Raw genomic sequence first — 15,480 nt, 5'->3', positions numbered from 1 at the left:
TTTAGAGGTGAGTTATGGATATGGACATACTAATGGCTCCGATTATCATCTTTATGATAGTGGTGGCGCCTATATGGTTAGTTCTTCATTATCGCAGTAAGCGACAAGTGAGCCAGGGACTCACTGAGGAAGAGTTTTCACAGCTGAATGACTTGATTGCGAAAGCCGATAAAATGGCTGCGCGTATCGAAACCTTAGAGGCGATTCTCGATTCTGAATCGCCTGAATGGAGGGGGAAACATGAGAGGATCTAATGGTCGAACTTTGTACCGTATTCCCCAGTCAGGTAAAATCGCCGGAGTGTGTGCAGGGATTGCTGAGTACTTTGCGATTGAAACTTGGTTAGTACGCGTACTTGCTGTTTCTATCTTTCTATTAGGTGGTTCGGGTGTTGTCTTTATCATCTATGTGGCGTTATGGGTGATACTCGATATCAAACCTCAAAATAGCTCTGTTAGGGATGACATTGAAGTGAAGAAGAAACCTTGGCAGTCGGGAGAGCCAGCTAAACAGGCGCTAAGCGATGTGAGTCGTCAGTTTAGGAGCCTAGAGGTGAGATTGCAAAACCTTGAGCGCCATGTGACGTCTGACAATTTTGATTTAAAAAGACAAATCAATAGTTTGTAATCCCTCGAAAGGGCGGCCATGTCCGCCCTTGTTGTGTAATCTTTGGTTTATTCCAGTGTCATCTCCCGTCGATTCCAGTATATAGTTATCTCATTCAACATTTAGGGAAATCCTTATGGGAATGCTTGATGTATCGCTCCACAAAATCACGCAAAAGAGCCAATCCCTCCTCCATCGAACGGCCGATAGGCATTTGCGCCTTGCGGTAACAGGGTTATCGGGAGCGGGCAAAACGGCTTTTATTACAGGGTTAGTCAATCAATTACTTAATAGCGGCGCTGCATCATCTGCATCGCATTCTCGCCAACATGGTTTGCCTCTTTGGCAGGTGAGCCGTGAACAACGTTTGCTTGGGGTTAAGCGAGCGATGCAGCCGGATCTTGAAATCGCGAGTTTTGATTATCAGGGCGCTATGTTAGCGCTGACTTCGAATCCTCCTACTTGGCCTGAATCGACTCGCACCATTTCAGAGTTGCGTTTAGCCATTAAATATCGGCCGCAAAAGGGATTACTCGCCAAGTTTGCCGATACCGCAACGCTATATTTAGATATTGTGGATTATCCAGGGGAGTGGCTTTTAGATTTACCTATGCTGCGCCAAAACTATATTGAGTGGTGTACTGCCCAGCAGCAACGGCTTGCGGTTTTAAAGAGTTCACCGTTATACGCTGGATTTGAAACGTCGTTAAATGCACTCAATTTAGCGGCGATGGCCGATGAATCGGAACTGAAACGGCTTGCCGATCAATATCAGCAGTTATTACAGGATTTAGTGCATGTGCAGGGGTATTACCAAGCGCAACCGGGGCGTATGTTATTACCAGGAGAGTGGCAAGGTGCACCGCTGCTGGCGTTTTTTCCGCTGTTATCTGTGACTGATGCTCAGTGGAGCAACCTTAAACAAAGTGAGAAGCACAGCGCTTTTCATGTGCTGGAAAAGCGCTATCAAGAGTATGTCGCTAAGGTTGTTAAACCTTTTTATAAACAACATTTCGCAGGGTTTGATCGTCAGGTGGTGCTCGTTGATTGCTTCAGTGCGTTAAATCGTGGCAAATCACAATTTGAAGATATGGGCGCGGCGCTAAATGCCATTATGGAGAGTTTTCAATACGGACAATCCAGTTATTTACGTCGGCTTTTTGCGCCGCGGATTGACCGTTTGCTCTTTGCCGCCAGTAAGGTTGACCATGTCACGCGGGATCAACAAAGTCATGTGTTGTCGCTGTTAACGGATATGCTCAAGCACAGTAAGCACTTTGCTAGTTTTGATGGTTGTAAAGTCGAAACCATGGCCATTAGTGCGATTAAGGCCACGCGCCACGGCATGGTGACCACTCAAGATGGGGATGTGGAAGTCGTGCAGGGCACAGGATTGAATGGCCAAGCCCTGACACTGTTTCCCGGCGAAGTGCCCACTCGCTTACCTGAGTCCACTTTTTGGCGTGAGCAAGGCTTTAACTTTTTCGGTTTTGCACCGCCGGATAACCGTAATCTTGATCCATCTTCGGTGCATTTTGACCATATCCGTCTTGATCACCTTCTGCAGTATCTTGTAGGGGATAAACTGGAATGAGAAAAGACCCGTTACCACATTCAACTGAGTCGCAAATAAATGAGTCGGAGCAGTCTGTCGCTCCGATTACAACTCAAGCGCTTAAAAAGCAGCAAGTATTTGATGCTGAAAAGGTCAAACTACAGTCTGTAACAGATGAGTTAAAAAGTGCGCAAATGTTTGCGCCACAAACCCCGATAAAGGCGATTGATGACGTTGTTGAAGAGACGCTAGCGGCCCAACCGCAGGTTTTAGATGTGACATCGATACGCCCTAAATTACATCAATCTCGCCGCTGGTCTTGGTTGGCACGCTTATCACTAATGGCATTAATACTACTCACGCTAGTGCAAACAGGCCTTGGTTTGCGGGATGCTTGGGTTGCCAGTCCTTGGCTATTTAGTTTTTATGGTGTGGTGCTTGGTTTAGTCGGGAGCTGGGCTATAGTCGGTGCCGTTAGCGAGTATCAAAAATTAAAACGCTTAAAACAGGTTGCCGATACCCAGGATACAGGTGCAAGGCTTGCCCTGAGTATGCAAATGGGGGAGGCCGATAGCTTTATCGATAATATTGTACGGCATTATCCCGATAGCCAAGGATTACAACGGCTGCGTCACTCGTTAAAAGATGAACATAACGATGCCGAAAAAGTGCTGTTATTTGAGGACTTAGTCCTAACGGAGCGAGATGAACTCGCCAAAAAAGTCGTGCGTCGATATGCGGCTGAATCAGCAGTGTTATTGGCTGCTAGCCCGCTTGCTGCATTGGATATGGCGATCATTCTTTGGCGTAATCAGCGAATGCTGCGTGATGTCGCTGCCTGTTATGGGATAGAGTTAGGCTATTGGAGCCGGATTAAACTCATTCGCAGCATAGTGATTAACATTATTTATGCGGGTACCAGTGAGTTAGTCACGGACTTAGGAACTCAATTGCTGTCGGTCGAGATGACCGGTAAATTATCCGCGCGGCTTGCCCAAGGATTAGGGGGCGGTTTGTTAACGGCGCGCCTAGGATATCAGGCCATGGCACTGTGTCGGCCTATCGGTTTTAGGGAAGAGCAGCGCCCCAAATTATCGAAAGTTCATCAAGAGTTGTTGATTGAGCTTAAGCAGTTTGCTGGTAAGTTATTGACCAAAGATGGGCGTGATGCGCTTAAGAGCCAATTAGAGGCTGCTGAGCTAAAAAACAGCTCAACGGCAAAAGACAAATAACATAGCCGAATGCACAAAACCGCGAGTGCACTTTAGGCTAAATGCTAATGCGCTAATGACTCTGTCATTAGCGCATTTTTTATCGCCGATGTTCTGCCCCAAACGCCTGAATGTAACAACTTAGTTACAGTGCATCTGTTGCTATTTTCACCGTTGCACTGGTTTCAACTGTTCAGCAGGGTATGTTAGTGCTTATTCGATAGGGCTAATGTTTTATTAACTTATCTATATGGACTAAAAACACAAGCAAATCATCATTCCTCGAACAATCAATCAAGAATCGAATGATGTAATGGCATAACAAGGAGTAAGCAATGCAAGATGAATCGAGCAAGATGTGGAAAGCGGCGACCCAAGCCATTCATGCAGGACATGAGCGAGAGGCCTTCGGTTCGTTAGTCACACCACTTTATCAAACTGCAACTTTTGTATTTGAATCGGCGCAGCAAGGTGGCGAGCGTTTTGCGGGTAACGAGCCCGGTTATATTTATACCCGTCTTGGTAATCCAACTGTGGCCGAACTTGAGCGTAAAATGGCGATTTTAGAAGGGGCTGAAGCGGCGGCGGCAACGGCGTCAGGTATGGGGGCGGTGTCGGCGGCGCTGCTCGCTAATTTGCAGATGGGCGATCATTTAGTGGCTTCTAATGCGGTATATGGTTGCACTTTTGCACTTATGACCAGCCAATTTGCCCGTTTTGGCATCGAAGTCACCTTAGTCGACTTTACCGATTTAGCGGCAATTGAGCGGGCAATCAAACCGAACACTAGGGTGATTTTTTGTGAAACACCGGTCAATCCTCATCTGCAGGTGTTTGATCTTAGAGCTATCGCCGATATTGCGAAGCGGCATCAATTAGTTAGCATTGTCGATAATACTTTTATGACGCCGCTACTGCAGCAACCGATTGCACTAGGCATTGATTTAGTGGTTCACAGCGCGACTAAATACTTAAATGGTCACGGTGATGTGATTGCGGGCATCGTCTGTGGCAGCGAAGAGCAACTTCACAGAGTGAAGTATGAAATCCTAAAGGATATTGGTGCAGTGATCTCACCCCATGATGCTTGGCTTATCCTACGAGGCCTTAAAACCCTCGATGTGCGCTTACAGCGCCATTGCGAGAGTGCCCAGCGGGTTGCTGAGTTTTTAGAGCAACACCCTGCGGTGACGCGAGTGTACTATCCAGGGCTTAAATCCCATTCGGGTCATCAATTTATTGGTCAGCAGATGCAGCGAGCAGGAGGGGTGATCGCCTTTGAATTAGCTGCGGATTTTACTCAGGCTATGGCGTTTGTTGGCAAGCTTAAACTATTTTCAATTGCGGTTAGTTTGGGCGATGCGGAATCCCTTATTCAGCATCCGGCTTCAATGACCCACTCTCCTTATTCCCCAGAAGCGCGGGCAGCTGCGGGCATTGGGGATAATCTGCTGAGAATTTCTGTCGGTTTGGAGGATTGTGACGATATTATTACTGATTTAAGTCAGGCATTAGCAACGATTGTTTAGCTGGTTATGGATAATTTTTATAACAAGGATGCATTAACCGCATCCTTTTTCTTCATTGTTATCTGTAAATTCATTGCTCTAAAGTTACACATTTAAGCCAGAGGTAATATTTGTACTTTGGCGTTTGGAAATTCATAAAAGCTTCGTCTATGTTTGATTGGAGGCCACGGAAGTTGGACGAAAGGCCGAATATCAAGGAGAGAGAGGAAGCATTATGAAACTAAAACCTAGTTTACCTGCGATGGTATCTGCTATTGCATTTTCTGCCCTGTTAACCTTGCCAGTAATGGCAGCTGATCCGGTAAAAGAAGCGAGTAAGGTGCAAAACCAAGCGAAAACTGAGGCCAAAAATATGGCAAACGATGCTAAACAAGCATTGCCAGACGCGGCTCAAGTCAACATCAATACCGCTTCAACTGAACAATTACAACTGCTAAAGGGGATTGGTGCCGCTAAAGCGCAGGCCATCGTTGATTATCGCACTCAAAATGGGCAATTTAAGACTATTGATGAGTTAGCAAATGTCTCAGGGATCGGTGCTAAGCTGATTGAGCAAAATCGTCATATGATTAAGCTGTAACGCCTTGGCATTGTCTTGAGTCATTTGCGTTAGCTTGACGTCTTTTAGCGAATAAAAAGCCTGCTTTGCAGGCTTTTATCATTTTCAATACTTAGGTTTGCCTATAGATTGTCCAGTTAAACCGGATATTTATCAAACGGGCGGATTAGCACTTGATCCCATAGAGGCCATAGGGGATAATCCGCGTCGTTCGGTGATGATCCTTTTGGTGATCCACTTGAAGTTATGGTGACCCTAGGGTCCCCCCGCAATGATAACTTGTGAACTCGGCCAGGCCCGGAAGGGAGCAACCGCAGCAAGCGACTCGTGTGCCGGGGTGTAGGCTCTAGGGGAACCTCCAATTGTCACCATCATTTTCCAATCTTCTTTATCTTTAACTCAGCTATTAGCAATAACTGCTCTACTTAGCATTTAGCAACACAGCTAAATTTACTCGAAAAAGCCTATCGAAAATCGATGTAGCTATGCCAATTTCGCATGACTTAGCTGTCGGCTTCTTCCTGCTGCATTCTTTTTTGTAGATTCTGTTTAAGAAAGGCGCGTGATTTCTCTAATGCGGCTTGGATTTCTCGTTTGAGCTCTTGCAACTCGTCGTAATCTTCGAAGAAATAGGTGTCGACTAGGTGACGAATATAGCGCACGGGCAGTTGATTGAGTGTCACACAGCAGAGATCGGCTAAATAATCCTCCGGTAATTCATCCATCAGGCCTTCATCGGATAACATTTCCATTAAGAGAACTTCGTAATAGTTACGGATTTCGAGTTGCATCGCTGTGCTCCATGATGATTTTTATTGAGTTTGCTACCACAAATGGTTGGCTGCAATAAAAAGTTGGCTATGTCTTTGGCTTAATTGTAGTTCGTCTCGGCTGTAGCCGCCGCCAATTACCGCCGCAACAGGAATATTTGCCGCTTTTGCCATAGATAACACGGTTAGATCACGTTGATACAATCCCTGCTTGCTGATCTTTAGGTGCCCTAAGTCATCATCTTGATGAATATCGACGCCGGCGTCATACAGGATTAAATCCGGCTGATGGAGTCTAATCAGCAGTTCGAGAGTCTGTTCGACGGTTTCCTGATAAGCGTTGTCATCTGCACCTTTCGTCAGTTCAATATCATAGTGTGACTGCTGTTTACGACTGGGAAAATTCTCTTTGCAATGGATGGAGCAACTGATAATGCCCTGATGCCTGTGGCTGAGGGTGGCTGTGCCATCACCTTGATGCACGTCACAGTCAAAAATTAGCACCTTATGTAATTGCTGCTCGGCCATCAGTTTGCGGGCGGCGATAATCAAGTCGTTGAAAATACAGTAGCCGCTGCCAAAGTCATAGTGTGCATGGTGATAACCGCCCGTTAAGTGAAGGGCAATACCCGTTTGCAAGGCTAAATGTGCGGTCAAACTCGTCCCCGATACCGAGTGCAAAGTGCGCTCGACTAAGGCTTCACTCCATGGAAAGCCGATGCGTCTTAAGGCCGTACTGGCTAAGCTGCCTTGGATAAATTGTTCGACATAATCTTGCTGATGCACCTGCATTACATCTTCTGCCGTCATCGGCGAGGGAGTATGGAATTGAGCCGGTACAGCCAGTTGATTATCGAGCAGATATTGATAAAGGCGTGCGTATTTGGTCGTGGGAAAGCGGTGGTGGGAGGGTAACGCCAGCTTGGAGTAGCTGGCGTGATAAACCAATGGGATCATCTTGATTAGAGTTGTGAAATAGCCCAGCTCATAAACTCTTTACGTGTTTTCTCATCGGCTTGTAACCACCAGTATTGCAACATCTGTTGTGGATTCGCGCCAGCCGCTTTAGAAGTATCAACCGGAGCGGTTAATGAGGTGGCGTTCACAGCTGCCTGGGCAGAAGTGGGGGCTGGTGTGGCAACAACCGCCGCTGTGCCTGCTGCGCCCGTTGCAGCGGCGGCAGTACCTGGCACATCTACCGCTTGGTTACCGCTAAAGAGACGGGAGACAAAGCTCTCTTCTTCAATGTCGGTGTTTGTCACTTTGTAATTCACCTGACCTTTGTCAGAGCGGGTTAATACGACCTGAGGATTTTGAGCGAAGGTTTTAGGCTTTTTAATGACCTTGCCCTCAGCGGCTTGCAAATAATATTGATGATCGCCGTCCACTTCTAAGGTCACGATAAAAGGGGAAGACTTAACGAAGGTCTGGCTGTCACTGAAATCGTCTTCAACCATCTCATGGTAACGGATCGCGATTTTGTGAGTGCCGGGCGCCAACTCTAAGCTGCTTTTATGGTTGAATACGCTGGACTCGACTTTTTTGCCATCGAGGGCAAGGTATTCGAAGGACATAGGGATATTCAGATCTGCGGCAAAGGCTGAGGCAGAGCCGAGTAGCACTAGCAGGCTGCTGATTGGCAAAAGTGATTTCATTGTTGCTCCTTAACGATTATGACTCTGATGCGGACGTTCGAATGCTTGAATGCGATCTTCGATATAACTGATGGCTTGCCTGCATTTACCCAAACGACGATGCATCAAAAGGATGTCATTTTGCAAACGGATTTTGTCAGCACTATGACAGTTTTCAAGTTTTGATTCCATTTCTGCAATTTTTTGTTCAAATTTCTTAGCCCAATTCAGATGCTTATTCAGTTCGGCATAGATTTCGTGGCTATTTTGTAACACATTGCTGGCAATCCAAGCAAACCCACTGGCTTGGTGCGATTGGGTCTGTTGTTGGGCAAAACGCGCACGTTTACTGGCACGTTGTTGATTTTTAGACTTTATATCGATTGAGGTCGTCAGTAGCGCCCGTTTAACCGCGGTAAAACGGTCTTGAATACGTTCACAGCTTAGGGCGATGGTTTGCGGCGCGAGTTTTAGGGCGATTTGCTTCTCTAACTGACCGATACTATTACGAATTTGTTCAATGCAAGGCATGAGTTGGGCGCCATTTTGAATAAACAGCGACTGATTAAAGCGCTCAATATCCTGCAGAAGTTTACGCTGGCTCGGCGCAAGATGACTGTCATGTTGCAGTACTTCTTGCTCAAGCGTTGTGAGCTGATTTTTCAACGTGCTGATTAGCTGCGAAGTGTTCAAAACCATGCGCTCCACGCCAGATTAGCGGCAATTGACAGGACAATTAATATAAATAAAGGCCGAATAAAAGGCATACCAAATTTTATCGCACAGCGGGCGCCGATAAAGGAGCCGAGCATCATAGATAACCCCATCCACAGGCCGATTTGCCAATAGACTTGCCCTAGAAAGCCAAAGATCGCCAGCGCCGTCAAGTTACTGGTAAAGGTCATGGCTCTGGCAAGCGCGCAGCTATGCAACAGCGGTAGTTTGTATAAAGCGCCTGAACTCACAGTCCAAAAGGCGCCAATGCCAGGGCCGGCAAAACCATCATAGCCACCCAGCAGGAGCCCTTGCAGACTTTGTTTGAGTTTAGATTGGGCTTTTGTCGGTGCCTGACAATCGGTATCCGAGATGGCATTTGGGCTCAGCAGGCTGTAAATCGCGATGCCAATAATGAGCAGTGGTAAGGCTTTTTCAAGCCACTGTGCATTTAACAAGTACACCAACACACTGCCGAGCACCGCACCAATAAAGGTGGCGATAAACGCCATATACCAAAAACTGGGTTTGAGCAGATGCTGGCGATAATAGGTCCAAGCCGCCATGGAGGAGCCAAAACTGGCGGCAAATTTATTGGTACCTAAGGCTGTATGGGGCGGGATCCCGAGGGTGAGCAGGGCAGGAATGGAGAGCAGGCCTCCACCACCGACTACGGCATCGATAAAACCTGCAATTAAGCCAATGATAGCCAACAGGGCCCAGTTACTGGGCTCGAGTAACAACTCCAAATCTTAATCCTACTCAATGACTCGTCTAAAGGGGGGCAGAGCGTCTAGCAAGGATTTGCCGTACCGTTTGGTCACTAATCGTCTATCGAGAATAGTGACTCGGCCATAATCCTGCTCTTTACGCAGTAATCTACCACAACTTTGGATAAGCTTTCGCGATGCATCTGGAATGGTGAGTTGCAGAAACGGATTTCCGCCCTTTATTTTCACATACTCGGCATGGGCTTGCTCAACGGGCGATGTCGGCACCGCAAAGGGCAGCTTAGTGACGATGAGGTTGGTGAGGTAATCTCCGGGTAAGTCCAGACCTTCAGAAAAACTGCCTGTGCCGAACAAAATACTCGGCTCACCTTTGTCACACTTGGCTTTGTGGGTCTCAAGCAATTGCTGGCGTGGTGCATTACCTTGAATAAGGATTTCCTGCGTGAGTTTGCCCTCGAGCAATTCAGCCACTTTCTCCATTTGCCAGTAAGACGCAAACAACACTAAGGTGGCCATTTCACCTTCAATCAACTCTAGAATCTGTTCGGCAAGCTCTGCGGTATAGGCATCGTCCGTCGGCTCGGTTTTCATCTTAGGTAAGTAGAGCGTGGCGTTATTCGGATAATCGAAGGGCGATTGCAGGGCGAGATAACGACTGCCGTCCTTTACCGATAATCCCACTTGATGGGCGAAATGGTCGAAGTTATTCAGCGCCCGCAGCGTTGCGCTGCACAGCACGACGCCAGCCGCCTTTTGCCACAGCATAGATTCGAGCATAAAACCGACTTCAATCGGCGAGGCACTAAACAAGTAATCGACCTGTTTGCCTGTGAGCAATTCAATCCAGCGGGCGAGGGGCGCGCCTTTAGTAGAATCTTCCTTTGCCATCATTTTCCAGAGCTTTTGCAGGTTTTCGAGTCGCTGCAACATAAAGCCTATTTCGGCCTGTAGCGCTTCCGCTTGGTGCTTAGGAATGTCGCCATCTTTTATCGCCTCGGCCAGCAATAACTGCATCTTGTTAAATTGCTTGAGGGCAAGATTGGAGGTGGCCGCGAGATTTTCGGCGGGGATTTTCAGTGCATCGGGCAATTTGCCGTGTTCGAACCGATAGCGGCTCTCGGGATTAGCAAACTGCTTGGTCTGGGTATCACAGAAGTGGGCGACTTGATTGAGCTGAGCGATTAAGTCACCGATATGATCCTGCATCGCCTGCGCTGGGGCGATGATATTGTTGCTCTTTATCTGATTTTGTAACTTAGCGCTGGTCTTGCCGACTTTTTCTAGCCAGTCGGCGGCACCTCTAAGCGTTGCCTGTGCGCTAGAAAAGTCCCGCGCGACGATAGGTAAGTGGTGGGCTTCGTCAATGACGTAAAATACGTCTTCGGGATCGGGCAAAATCACCCCGCCGCCCAGCTCTAAGTCGGCAAACAGCAAACTGTGGTTGGCGATCAGTACATCCCAAGTATCCACATCTTCGCGGGCCTTGTGAAACGGGCAATTACGATGGCTGGCGAGTTGCCGATGACAACTGTGTTTATCGCAGGCGATTTGTTGCCAGAGATGGTCCGGTATCGGTGTCGATAACGTATCGATTTCACCGTTCCAACGGCCTTCATTAAAGTCGCTTAGCAGCTCCTGCAACATGGCTATTTGGCTGTTATCAGGCTTTGTTTGCCACATGGCCATTTGGGTACTGTTATCATCGCCGATCAGCATGGCAAGTTTAGATAAACAGACATAACGCTGGCGCCCTTTTACCAGACCAAAGCGAAAGTTTAGCCCTGATTGTTCGAGAAAAAATGGTAAGTCTTTGTGCAGTAACTGCTCCTGCAGCGCCACGGTTGCCGTGGCGATACAGACCTTTTTCTTACTCGCAAGTGCAAGCGGAATGGTGCCCAAAATATAAGACAATGATTTACCAATCCCCGTACCCGCTTCGACCACTATGATGCGTCTATCTTTGTCATAGTCGCCAGCAAGAGTCTTAGAGATTTCTGCCACCATAAAATTTTGCTCGCGGCGTGGCCTAAAATTAGGCAAAGCGGCGGCAATATCTTTATAGATAGCGCGGATCTGGTTTTTTACGTTGTCAGGTAACATGCGGCACTACTTTATCGAATTAATGCTGTACATAATAACAGTGATTGCATAGCCTAAGAAACTTTTCTGCCATTTTATGGCAATTTTATTCTGTGTCCCGAGAATCAATAAGCAGCGAGAGCCCTAGAGTGAAACCGCAGTTGAATTCCCCCGAGAGTCTGCCGCCTGAAACGGCTGCGCCAGTGAGTGTACAGGGACGCGTCCTCACGCGCCATGCTATTACGCGCGGTGCAACGCTTGTGCTGCAGTATTATCTCGCCACCGTTTCAGGCCCTGTGCTGGTGGAGTTACCTGGCTCTGAGTACATTTGTTTTTGTCATCAAAGCGATATGGCGGCATTGCAGTTACAAACGCCGGGGCTGGCGCTGCGCTTTGTACCGCTTGCACTTAAAAGCTTTAAAAGACAAGCCGTTGCGGCGATTTATGCCCAGTCGAGCAGTGTGTTTCGTCATTTACAGCGGATAGCGACGGATGCTGGTATTCCCTTATTTGAGGCGGATATCCGTCCCGAGCAGCGTTTTTTAATCGAGCGTTTTGTGGCGCTCGATGTGGCATTTTTAGGGCATTTTGTCAGCAATGCTGGCATAGATGAACAATTGCCCATTTTTAGCGCTGTACGAGCAAAAGCCGTTGCACCGCAGCCGGAAATAAAATTGCGTTCAATCTCCCTCGATTTTGAATGTAGTTTTGAAGGATTACTCTATTCCGTGGCCCTTTATGGACGCGATGCGCAATCTCAGCCCTATGAAAAAGTCATTATGGTGGGCGAGGCGCAGCCAGACGCTGCAATCTATATCGAATGGGTGAACGATGAGGCAGCGCTTATCCATCGTCTCATCGCCTGGTTTACTGAGTTTGATCCCGATGTGATCATTGGTTGGTCGGTGGTGACCTTTGACTTGGCCCTGCTATATCGGCGTGCGTTGCTGCACCGGATCCCGCTGCGTATTGGTCGAGAAGGCGCGCTCCTTGAGTGGAAAGTTGAGAATAAATTTCGGCCAGAAACCTTAAGTTTACCGGGGCGAGTGGTGCTCGATGGTATCGATTGGTTAAAGGCGGCCTTTTATCAATTCGAGCGCTTCTCCTTGGAGTTTGTCGCCCAAGCGCTACTAGGTGAAGGCAAAGCGATTCATGATGTAGAAAATCGAGCGCAAGAGATTGATGCGCTATTTACCGAAAATAAACAAGAGCTTGCTCACTATAATCTGACCGATAGTCGCTTAGTGTGGGATATTTTTGAGCATACTCAGTTGTGGGATTTTGCCCTCGCTCGCGCCGAGTTAACGGGATTAGAACTGGGGCGGGTAGGCGCCTCGGTCGCCGCATTCAACCATTTGTATCTACCGCATTTACATAGAGCGGGTTTCGTCGCGCCCGCAGAGCCTGCAAGTCAAGGGATTGAAAGCCCTGGCGGTTATGTAATGGATTCAGTCCCGGGTTTTTATCAGCATATTTTAGTGTTTGACTTTAAAAGTCTTTATCCATCGATAATTCGTACTTTTTTGATCGATCCAAAAGGGCTCATTGAAGGTCTAGATAACGAGGAACATATTTTGGACGAGTCTGAAATCGTTCCCGGTTTTTTAGGGGCTCGTTTTAGTCGGTATCAACCGATCCTGCCAAAACTTATCCAAAATCTCTCAGAACAACGCGAAAAAGCCAAGCGGGAGGCGAATGCGCCTTTATCGCAAGCGATTAAAATCATCATGAATTCGCTCTATGGGGTTTTAGGCTCCCAAGGCTGCGTGTTCCATGATGCGAAACTGGCAAGCTCCATCACCATGCGCGGTCATCAAATAATGAAACAGACTCGCGCTTGGATAGAGGAAATGGGTTATCAAGTTATTTATGGGGACACGGATTCCACCTTTGTCTATTTGGGCTCTGATCCTGATCTCAGTGATATTAATGCCTTAGGTAAGCAGATTGCCGCGCAAATCAATCAACAATGGCAGAGTAAAATCGTAAAGGAGTTTCAGCTAGAAAGCTTCCTTGAGCTACAGTTTGAGCGCCATTACGAACAGTTTTTTATGCCGACCTTGAGGGGATCGGAGGAGGGTAGTAAGAAGCGTTATGTCGGTGCTTGGCGCAATCGAAATGGCGCGCTGGAAATCACTTTTAAGGGGATGGAGCAGGTTCGCAGTGATTGGAGCCCTTTGGCGCGTAAGGTGCAGGCTGAACTCTATGAGCGCATGTTTAACCAACGGGATATTAGTGGCTATTTGACGGATGTGATTGCTGAGCTGCTGGCTGGTAAGCGCGATGATGAGCTGGTATTTAGCAAACGCATGCGCCGGAATTTAGATGAATACACGGCCAAGTCTTCTCCCCATGTGAAAGTCGCGCGACAACTTTGTGAATTAACAGGAAAGGCATCCTTTGGCAAGCGAGGGGCACAGATTGATTATGTGATTACTGTAAACGGTCCTGAACCGGTTTCGCATAGATCGTCTACAATTGATTATCAATACTACATAGATAAGCAAATTAGTCCCATTGCAGAGCCTATTTTTTCAATAATGAAATTGAATTACACAGACATTGTCTCTAAACAGCTGCTGTTAATTTAATGTTTATGTTGTTTTATTTGTGTTTGCTTAACGGGTGTTTATAGTGTTTTAACCTGTTTTACAGCGGTTAATCAGTCAGTTTTTGTGATATTTATCTACAGAATACTTAGGTTTCCCTTGGTGTGTTTATTGAAAGTTTGCTACTCTCAGTGGGAAATTGTAAGGAAATATAACAACGGAATGACGTTGATAAAACATAAACGAAAAGGTTAAGCACCAAATGAACAAAACGATAGTCGCCACTGCGTTAGCAGCACTCTTTCTTGCGCCAACTGTATCTGCAATCGAAATCTACAAAGATGACAAAAATGCAGTCGAGATAGGGGGATTTATTGATGCGCGTGTAATCAACACTCAAGGTGAAACTGAGGTTGTAAATGGTGCTTCTCGAATTAATTTTGGTTTCAGCCGTGAGTTAACCCACGGTTGGAACGCCTTTGCTAAATTGGAATGGGGTGTGAACCCTGTTGGCAGCAGCGATATTGTCTATAACAACCGCTTCGAATCTGTACAAGATGAGTTTTTCTACAACCGCTTAGGTTACGCTGGTATCAGTCACGATAAATACGGCACGATCACTATTGGTAAACAATGGGGTGCTTGGTATGACGTGGTTTATAACACCAACTACGGTTTTGTATGGGACGGAAACGCTGCCGGTGTGTACACCTTTAATAAAGACGATGGCGCAGTAAATGGCGTAGGTCGTGGCGATAAAACGGTACAATACCGCAACTCATTTGGTGACTTCAGTTTTGCGGTACAATCTCAGTTAAAAAACAATAGCTTTTACACCTGTGATATTGAAAATATCACAGAAGAAGCCTGTGAAGCAGAATGGAATGCAGGTAAAAAAGAAGCACAACAGGTTACCTATGATTACACCTATGGTGCATCTTTGACTTACAAAGCCACCGATAAACTCAGCTTAATGGCAGGTATGAACCGTGGTGAGTTTGATGTGGCCTATGGCACAGGTGAACAAAAAACCGCTGTTGATTTAATCTATGGTGTGGGCGCTACTTGGGGTGACTTCGACAAGAATGGTTTATATGTTGCCGCCAACGTTCACAAAGAAGAGAACCATGATACCGATAACATTGGTCGCTTGATTAAAGATGCCTATGGCGTTGAAACTTTAGTTTCATATAAGTTTGACAATGGTTTACGCCCATTCGTTTCCTATAACATTCTGGATGCTGGTAAAGACTATGTTATCCAACCAAACTTTAATGCCGATCCTAACGATGTGTTTAAGCGCCAGTTTGTAGTTGTAGGCTTACACTTTGTTTGGGACCCAAGCACAGTTCTTTATGTTGAAGCACGTAAAGACTACAGCGACTTTACCAGCGCAGATCAGGCCCAAGAAGCCAGAATGTCATTGTCAGAAGATGATGGCATCGCTATTGGTATTCGCTACACTCTTTAAAACCATAACATCGCCTTAAACGGCTTTAGTTTAACAAAAACGCCAGTCAGTAATGACTGGCGTTTTTTGCTT

General features: G+C 46.8%; 14 protein-coding genes and 1 other RNA gene. 9 read left to right on the top strand and 6 right to left on the bottom strand.

The window, feature by feature from the left end; genetic code table 11:
- Positions 1 to 14: 14 nt before the first annotated feature.
- The 7 genes from pspB to ffs all read left to right on the top strand — a co-directional run bounded on the left by pspB (position 15) and on the right by ffs (position 5,813).
- Positions 15 to 254: an envelope stress response membrane protein PspB gene (pspB, locus tag CEQ32_RS07205; RefSeq protein WP_086024023.1), complete on the top strand. Its 240-nt coding sequence runs from the start codon at positions 15 to 17 to the stop codon at positions 252 to 254.
- Positions 241 to 627: an envelope stress response membrane protein PspC gene (pspC, locus tag CEQ32_RS07200; RefSeq protein ID WP_037428145.1), complete on the top strand. Its 387-nt coding sequence runs from the start codon at positions 241 to 243 to the stop codon at positions 625 to 627. Before pspB ends, pspC begins: the two co-directional genes overlap by 14 nt.
- A 115-nt stretch (positions 628 to 742) precedes the next feature.
- Complete coding sequence (locus CEQ32_RS07195; RefSeq protein WP_088585762.1) at positions 743 to 2,200, top strand: YcjX family protein; 1,458 nt, start codon at positions 743 to 745, stop codon at positions 2,198 to 2,200.
- Positions 2,197 to 3,393, top strand: coding sequence for a TIGR01620 family protein (locus CEQ32_RS07190; RefSeq protein WP_088585761.1), 1,197 nt, complete (start codon positions 2,197 to 2,199; stop codon positions 3,391 to 3,393). Before CEQ32_RS07195 ends, CEQ32_RS07190 begins: the two co-directional genes overlap by 4 nt.
- 314 nt (positions 3,394 to 3,707) lie before the next feature.
- Complete coding sequence (gene megL / locus CEQ32_RS07185) at positions 3,708 to 4,901, top strand: methionine gamma-lyase (protein WP_037428142.1); 1,194 nt, start codon at positions 3,708 to 3,710, stop codon at positions 4,899 to 4,901.
- 214 nt (positions 4,902 to 5,115) lie between these two features.
- On the top strand, positions 5,116 to 5,481 hold the full coding sequence (locus CEQ32_RS07180) for a ComEA family DNA-binding protein (RefSeq protein ID WP_037428141.1): 366 nt from the start codon (positions 5,116 to 5,118) through the stop codon (positions 5,479 to 5,481).
- A 234-nt stretch (positions 5,482 to 5,715) separates the two neighbouring features.
- Positions 5,716 to 5,813, top strand: an RNA gene (ffs, locus tag CEQ32_RS07175) — signal recognition particle sRNA small type.
- Between the two features lie 150 nt (positions 5,814 to 5,963).
- Here the strand turns inward: ffs and CEQ32_RS07170 are convergent.
- The 6 genes from CEQ32_RS07170 to dinG are packed head-to-tail and all read right to left on the bottom strand — an operon-like array spanning position 5,964 to position 11,409.
- Positions 5,964 to 6,251, bottom strand: a complete 288-nt coding sequence (locus CEQ32_RS07170) for a late competence development ComFB family protein (RefSeq protein ID WP_088585760.1) — start codon at positions 6,249 to 6,251, stop codon at positions 5,964 to 5,966.
- A gap of 33 nt (positions 6,252 to 6,284) precedes the next feature.
- Positions 6,285 to 7,187, bottom strand: a complete 903-nt coding sequence (locus CEQ32_RS07165; RefSeq protein ID WP_011623228.1) for a histone deacetylase — start codon at positions 7,185 to 7,187, stop codon at positions 6,285 to 6,287.
- 5 nt (positions 7,188 to 7,192) lie between these two features.
- Complete coding sequence (locus CEQ32_RS07160; RefSeq protein WP_086902574.1) at positions 7,193 to 7,885, bottom strand: DUF2057 domain-containing protein; 693 nt, start codon at positions 7,883 to 7,885, stop codon at positions 7,193 to 7,195.
- Between the two features lie 9 nt (positions 7,886 to 7,894).
- Entirely contained in the window at positions 7,895 to 8,563 is a 669-nt protein-coding gene (locus CEQ32_RS07155; RefSeq protein ID WP_176370290.1) for a primosomal replication protein, read from the bottom strand.
- Positions 8,554 to 9,327, bottom strand: coding sequence for a sulfite exporter TauE/SafE family protein (locus tag CEQ32_RS07150; protein ID WP_088585759.1), 774 nt, complete (start codon positions 9,325 to 9,327; stop codon positions 8,554 to 8,556). Before CEQ32_RS07150 ends, CEQ32_RS07155 begins: the two co-directional genes overlap by 10 nt.
- Before the next feature lie 9 nt (positions 9,328 to 9,336).
- The gene (gene dinG, locus CEQ32_RS07145; RefSeq protein ID WP_122040747.1) at positions 9,337 to 11,409 is read right to left on the bottom strand and encodes an ATP-dependent DNA helicase DinG; all 2,073 of its coding nucleotides are present in this window, start codon (positions 11,407 to 11,409) and stop codon (positions 9,337 to 9,339) included.
- Between the two features lie 140 nt (positions 11,410 to 11,549).
- Between dinG and CEQ32_RS07140 the strand changes: the two genes are divergently transcribed.
- Positions 11,550 to 13,979, top strand: a complete 2,430-nt coding sequence (locus tag CEQ32_RS07140) for a DNA polymerase II (protein WP_088586958.1) — start codon at positions 11,550 to 11,552, stop codon at positions 13,977 to 13,979.
- A 220-nt stretch (positions 13,980 to 14,199) separates the two neighbouring features.
- Positions 14,200 to 15,408, top strand: coding sequence for a porin (locus CEQ32_RS07135; RefSeq protein WP_088585758.1), 1,209 nt, complete (start codon positions 14,200 to 14,202; stop codon positions 15,406 to 15,408).
- The last annotated feature ends 72 nt before the right edge of the window (positions 15,409 to 15,480 follow it).

Source organism: Shewanella sp. FDAARGOS_354 (assembly GCF_002209245.2).
Lineage (GTDB): Bacteria > Pseudomonadota > Gammaproteobacteria > Enterobacterales > Shewanellaceae > Shewanella > Shewanella xiamenensis.
This window is presented reverse-complemented; position numbering and strand designations above follow the sequence as displayed.

What these genes read in the sequence shown, in the direction of transcription:
- pspB (WP_086024023.1), top strand. Translation starts at nt 15, where the DNA reads ATGGATATGGACATACTAATGGCTCCGATTATCATCTTTATGATAGTG.
- pspC (WP_037428145.1), top strand. Translation starts at nt 241, where the DNA reads ATGAGAGGATCTAATGGTCGAACTTTGTACCGTATTCCCCAGTCAGGT.
- CEQ32_RS07195 (WP_088585762.1), top strand. Translation starts at nt 743, where the DNA reads ATGGGAATGCTTGATGTATCGCTCCACAAAATCACGCAAAAGAGCCAA.
- CEQ32_RS07190 (WP_088585761.1), top strand. Translation starts at nt 2,197, where the DNA reads ATGAGAAAAGACCCGTTACCACATTCAACTGAGTCGCAAATAAATGAG.
- megL (WP_037428142.1), top strand. Translation starts at nt 3,708, where the DNA reads ATGCAAGATGAATCGAGCAAGATGTGGAAAGCGGCGACCCAAGCCATT.
- CEQ32_RS07180 (WP_037428141.1), top strand. Translation starts at nt 5,116, where the DNA reads ATGAAACTAAAACCTAGTTTACCTGCGATGGTATCTGCTATTGCATTT.
- CEQ32_RS07170 (WP_088585760.1), bottom strand. Translation starts at nt 6,251, where the DNA reads ATGCAACTCGAAATCCGTAACTATTACGAAGTTCTCTTAATGGAAATG.
- CEQ32_RS07165 (WP_011623228.1), bottom strand. Translation starts at nt 7,187, where the DNA reads ATGATCCCATTGGTTTATCACGCCAGCTACTCCAAGCTGGCGTTACCC.
- CEQ32_RS07160 (WP_086902574.1), bottom strand. Translation starts at nt 7,885, where the DNA reads ATGAAATCACTTTTGCCAATCAGCAGCCTGCTAGTGCTACTCGGCTCT.
- CEQ32_RS07155 (WP_176370290.1), bottom strand. Translation starts at nt 8,563, where the DNA reads ATGGTTTTGAACACTTCGCAGCTAATCAGCACGTTGAAAAATCAGCTC.
- dinG (WP_122040747.1), bottom strand. Translation starts at nt 11,409, where the DNA reads ATGTTACCTGACAACGTAAAAAACCAGATCCGCGCTATCTATAAAGAT.
- CEQ32_RS07135 (WP_088585758.1), top strand. Translation starts at nt 14,200, where the DNA reads ATGAACAAAACGATAGTCGCCACTGCGTTAGCAGCACTCTTTCTTGCG.